We start from the raw sequence: 5,429 nt of genomic DNA on the forward strand, positions 1-5,429 counted from the left end.
TTTTGATGGAGAGTTTGATCCTGGCTCAGGATGAACGCTGGCGGCGTGCTTAACACATGCAAGTCGAACGATGAAGCTTCCTGCTTGCAGGAAGTGGATTAGTGGCGAACGGGTGAGTATCACGTGAGCAACCTGCCCTTGACTCTGGGATAAGCCTGGGAAACTAGGTCTAATACCGGATATAACCTCTTACCGCATGGTGAGTGGTGGAAAGCTTTTGCGGTCTTGGATGGGCTCGCGGCCTATCAGCTTGACGGTGAGGTAGTGGCTCACCGTGGCGATGACGGGTAGCCGGCCTGAGAGGGTGACCGGCCACACTGGGACTGAGACACGGCCCAGACTCCTACGGGAGGCAGCAGTGGGGAATATTGCACAATGGGCGAAAGCCTGATGCAGCGACGCCGCGTGCGGGATGACGGCCTTCGGGTTGTAAACCGCTTTCAGCAGGGAAGAAGCGCAAGTGACGGTACCTGCAGAAGAAGCGCCGGCTAACTACGTGCCAGCAGCCGCGGTAATACGTAGGGCGCGAGCGTTATCCGGAATTATTGGGCGTAAAGAGCTCGTAGGCGGTTTGCCGCGTCTGCTGTGAAAGCCCGGGGCTTAACCCCGGGTGTGCAGTGGGTACGGGCAGACTAGAGTGCAGTAGGGGAGACTGGAATTCCTGGTGTAGCGGTGAAATGCGCAGATATCAGGAGGAACACCGATGGCGAAGGCAGGTCTCTGGGCTGTTACTGACGCTGAGGAGCGAAAGCATGGGGAGCGAACAGGATTAGATACCCTGGTAGTCCATGCCGTAAACGTTGGGCACTAGGTGTGGGGGACATTCCACGTTTTCCGCGCCGTAGCTAACGCATTAAGTGCCCCGCCTGGGGAGTACGGCCGCAAGGCTAAAACTCAAAGGAATTGACGGGGGCCCGCACAAGCGGCGGAGCATGCGGATTAATTCGATGCAACGCGAAGAACCTTACCAAGGCTTGACATGGACCGGATCGCCCTAGAGATAGGGTTTCCCTTCGGGGCTGGTTCACAGGTGGTGCATGGTTGTCGTCAGCTCGTGTCGTGAGATGTTGGGTTAAGTCCCGCAACGAGCGCAACCCTTGTCCTATGTTGCCAGCACGTAAAGGTGGGGACTCATGGGAGACTGCCGGGGTCAACTCGGAGGAAGGTGGGGATGACGTCAAATCATCATGCCCCTTATGTCTTGGGCTTCACGCATGCTACAATGGCCGGTACAGTGGGTTGCGATACTGTGAGGTGGAGCTAATCCCTAAAAGCCGGTCTCAGTTCGGATCGAAGTCTGCAACTCGACTTCGTGAAGTTGGAGTCGCTAGTAATCGCAGATCAGCAACGCTGCGGTGAATACGTTCCCGGGCCTTGTACACACCGCCCGTCAAGTCACGAAAGTTGGTAACACCCGAAGCCCACGGCCCAACCGGTTTTCCGGGGGGAGTGGTCGAAGGTGGGACTGGCGATTGGGACTAAGTCGTAACAAGGTAGCCGTACCGGAAGGTGCGGCTGGATCACCTCCTTTCTAAGGAGCTGGACCCGAGTTGGGTCCGCCCAGTTAGTGATCGAATGAATTGCTCTGGGTTTGCTCATGGGTGGAATATCAAAGAATAACCCTTGATTGGGTTCACTAAGTTGGCGCACCGTGTGATGTGAGTACGCTCCCTTGTGGGGTTGGAAAGTGTTGTGTGGTGTGTTTTTTCGTGGTGTTGGCGCACTGTTGGGTCCTGGGACAACAAGTGTTGTTTCAAGGATTCCCTGCTTCAGGTAGTCACCGGCTTATTCGTTGGTGGTGATGGTGGTGGGGGTTGTTGTTTGAGAACTGCATAGTGGACGCGAGCATCTTTGTTTCTTAACAATTTTCTGCTCACATGCTTTGTGTGTGTGAGTAGTCGTGATGTGTAGCGCTAAGGATCATCACAGTGATTGGTGCCTGCTTTGGTGGGTGTTGGTTGCTGTGGTGTTCTGTGTGTCTTTGGTGGCTTATACCTTTTTGGTTGGTGTAAGTGTTTTAGGGCGCATGGTGGATGCCTTGGCAGCAGGAGCCGATGAAGGACGTGGGAATCTGCGATAAGCCTGGTGTAGCTGATAACCGAGCGTTTGATGCCAGGATTTCCGAATGGGGAAACCCCGCAGGCTGTTATGGTCTGTGACCTCACGCTGAATGTATAGGCGTGTTGGAGGGAACGTCGGGAAGTGAAACATCTCAGTACCGACAGGAAGAGAAAACAAGAGTGATTCCGTAAGTAGTGGCGAGCGAACGCGGATGGGGCTAAACCTATGGCGTGTGATACCTGGTAGGGGTTGCGTCGTGGGGGTTGTGAGACCCGGTGTCTAAGATCTACCAGTCTTAGCGGTTGAGGTGCGGGCGTATAGATGAACACGGTTGAGTCCGTGACCAGAGAGGGTGTGAGTCCCGTAGTTGTAATGCGTTCCGCCGGCCGATCCGGTGTTCTCGAGTAGCACGCGGCTCGAGGAATCGTGTGTGAATCTGCCAGGACCACCTGGTAAGCCTGAATACTCCCTGCTGACCGATAGTGAATCAGTACCGTGAGGGAATGGTGAAAAGTACCCCGGGAGGGGAGTGAAATAGTACCTGAAACCATGTGCCTACAATCCGTCAAAGCATCCTTTGGGGTGTGATGGCGTGCCTTTTGAAGAATGAGCCTGCGAGTTAGTGCTCAGTGGCGAGGTTAACCCGTGTGGGGAATCCGTAGCGAAAGCGAGTCTGAATAGGGCGATTGAGTCGCTGGGTCTAGACCCGAAGCGGAGTGATCTACCCATGGCCAGGTTGAAGCGCGTGTAAGAGCGCGTGGAGGACCGAACCCACCTAGGTTGAAAACTGGGGGGATGAGCTGTGGGTAGGGGTGAAAGGCCAATCAAACTCTGTGATAGCTGGTTCTCCCCGAAATGCATTTAGGTGCAGCGTTGTGTGTTTCTTGCCGGAGGTAGAGCTACTGGATGGCCGATGGGCCCTACAAGGTTACTGACGTCAGCTAAACTCCGAATGCCGGTCAAGTGAGAGCACAGCAGTGAGACGGTGGGGGATAAGCTTCATCGTCGAGAGGGAAACAGCCCAGACCACCGGTTAAGGCCCCTAAGCGTGTGCTAAGTGGGAAAGGATGTGGAGTTGCTTAGACAACCAGGAGGTTGGCTTAGAAGCAGCCACCCTTGAAAGAGTGCGTAATAGCTCACTGGTCAAGTGATTCCGCGCCGACAATGTAGCGGGGCTCAAGCACACCGCCGAAACCGTGGCATTCAGTTTTTACTGGATGGGTAGGGGAGCGTCGAGCACAGCGGTGAAGCCGTGGCGGAAGCCTAGGTGGAGCGTGTTCGAGTGAGAATGCAGGCATGAGTAGCGAAAGACACGTGAGAAACGTGTCCGCCGAATGACTAAGGGTTCCAGGGTCAAGCTAATCTGCCCTGGGTTAGTCGGGACCTAAGGCGAGGCCGACAGGCGTAGTCGATGGACAACGGGTTGATATTCCCGTACCGGCGAAGAACCGCCCAAGCAAAGCCGCTGATACTAACCACCCGAATCCTATCTAAGAGCCCTTCGGGGCTCAGGATAGGCCTAGCGTGGGACCTGAAGTGGTGGAGCTAGCGTATTAACAGGTGTGACGCAGGAAGGTAGCCAGGCCCGGCGATGGTTGTTCCGGGTCTAAGAATGTAGGCCGATACCTAGGTAAATCCGGGTATCACTAAGGCTGAGATTTGATGGGCTTCCACTTTGGTGGGAGATCTGGTGATCCTATGCTGCCGAGAAAAGCATCGACGCGAGGTTCCAGCCGCCCGTACCCTAAACCGACACAGGTAGTCAGGTAGAGAATACCAAGGCGATCGAGAGAATCACGGTTAAGGAACTCGGCAAAATGCCCCCGTAACTTCGGGAGAAGGGGGACCACCCCGGTGACGCGCCTTTACGGTGACGGGCTGGTGGTGGTCGCAGAGACCAGGGGGAAGCGACTGTTTACTAAAAACACAGGTCCGTGCGAAGTCGTAAGACGAGGTATACGGACTGACTCCTGCCCGGTGCTGGAAGGTTAAGAGGACCTGTTAGGCGTAAGCCGAAGCGGAGAATTTAAGCCCCAGTAAACGGCGGTGGTAACTATAACCATCCTAAGGTAGCGAAATTCCTTGTCGGGTAAGTTCCGACCTGCACGAATGGAGTAACGACTTCCCCGCTGTCTCAACCGTGAACTCGGCGAAATTGCATTACGAGTAAAGATGCTCGTTACGCGCAGCAGGACGGAAAGACCCCGAGACCTTTACTATAGCTTGGTATTGGTGTTTGACATCACTTGTGTAGGATAGGTGGGAGACTGTGAAGCGGCCACGCTAGTGGTTGTGGAGTCGTCGTTGAAATACCACTCTGGTGTTGTTAGGCATCTAACTTCGGGCCCTGATCGGGTCCAGGGACAGTGCCTGGTGGGTAGTTTAACTGGGGCGGTTGCCTCCCAAAGAGTAACGGAGGCGCCCAAAGGTTCCCTCAGCCTGGTTGGCAATCAGGTGTTGAGTGTAAGTGCACAAGGGAGCTTGACTGTGAGAGAGGCATCTCGAGCAGGAACGAAAGTTGGGACTAGTGATCCGGCGGCACCGTGTGGAAGGGCCGTCGCTCAACGGATAAAAGGTACCTCGGGGATAACAGGCTGATCCTGCCCAAGAGTCCATATCGACGGCATGGTTTGGCACCTCGATGTCGGCTCGTCGCATCCTGGGGCTGGAGTTGGTCCCAAGGGTTGGGCTGTTCGCCCATTAAAGCGGTACGCGAGCTGGGTTTAGAACGTCGTGAGACAGTTCGGTCCCTATCCGCTGCGCGCGCAGGAGATTTGAGAAGGTCTGTCCTTAGTACGAGAGGACCGGGACGGACGAACCTCTGGTGTGTCAGTTGTACTGCCAAGTGCACCGCTGATTAGCTACGTTCGGGATGGATAACCGCTGAAAGCATCTAAGTGGGAAGCCGGCTTCAAGATAAGATCTCCGTCACCCTTTGAGGTGTGAAGGCTCCCTATAGACTATGGGGTTGATAGGCCAGAAATGGAAGCGTAGTAATACGTGGAGTTGACTGGTACTAATAAGCCGATCACTTACATCACCACCAATGTTTACATGGTCATGGTGTTAAGGAATACATTGCGCTTGCGTCCACTAGGCGGTCCTCGGACAACAAACCCCGCTGGTTTGTTTGTTCAGGGTTGTTGAGGTAATTGAATATTGTCACACGTCACTGTTGTGTCGTGTGGTTGTGACCCTCTTTTTAGGTTTACACGCGCCCGGTGTGGGTGTGTGTTCTAGGGTTACGGCGGTCATAGCGTGGGGGAAACGCCCGGTCCCATCCCGAACCCGGAAGCTAAGGCCCACAGCGCCGATGGTACTGCACACGGGAGTGTGTGGGAGAGTAGGTCGCCGCCGGACACTCATTA

3 rRNA genes are annotated in these 5,429 nt (G+C 54.9%); all 3 read left to right on the forward strand.

Going from position 1 to position 5,429, the window contains the following annotated elements:
- Positions 1 to 2 precede the first annotated feature (2 nt).
- A 16S ribosomal RNA gene (locus tag ABEA23_RS04095) occupies positions 3 to 1,531 on the forward strand.
- 475 nt (positions 1,532 to 2,006) lie between these two features.
- Positions 2,007 to 5,101: ribosomal RNA gene (locus tag ABEA23_RS04100) — 23S ribosomal RNA — on the forward strand.
- A gap of 203 nt (positions 5,102 to 5,304) precedes the next feature.
- Positions 5,305 to 5,421 (forward strand): 5S ribosomal RNA (rrf, locus tag ABEA23_RS04105).
- The 16S, 23S and 5S rRNA genes sit together here, the layout of an rRNA operon.
- The last annotated feature ends 8 nt before the right edge of the window (positions 5,422 to 5,429 follow it).

Origin of the sequence: Nesterenkonia rhizosphaerae, assembly GCF_039544555.1 — a bacterium.
Taxonomy (GTDB): Bacteria; Actinomycetota; Actinomycetes; order Actinomycetales; family Micrococcaceae; genus Nesterenkonia; species Nesterenkonia rhizosphaerae.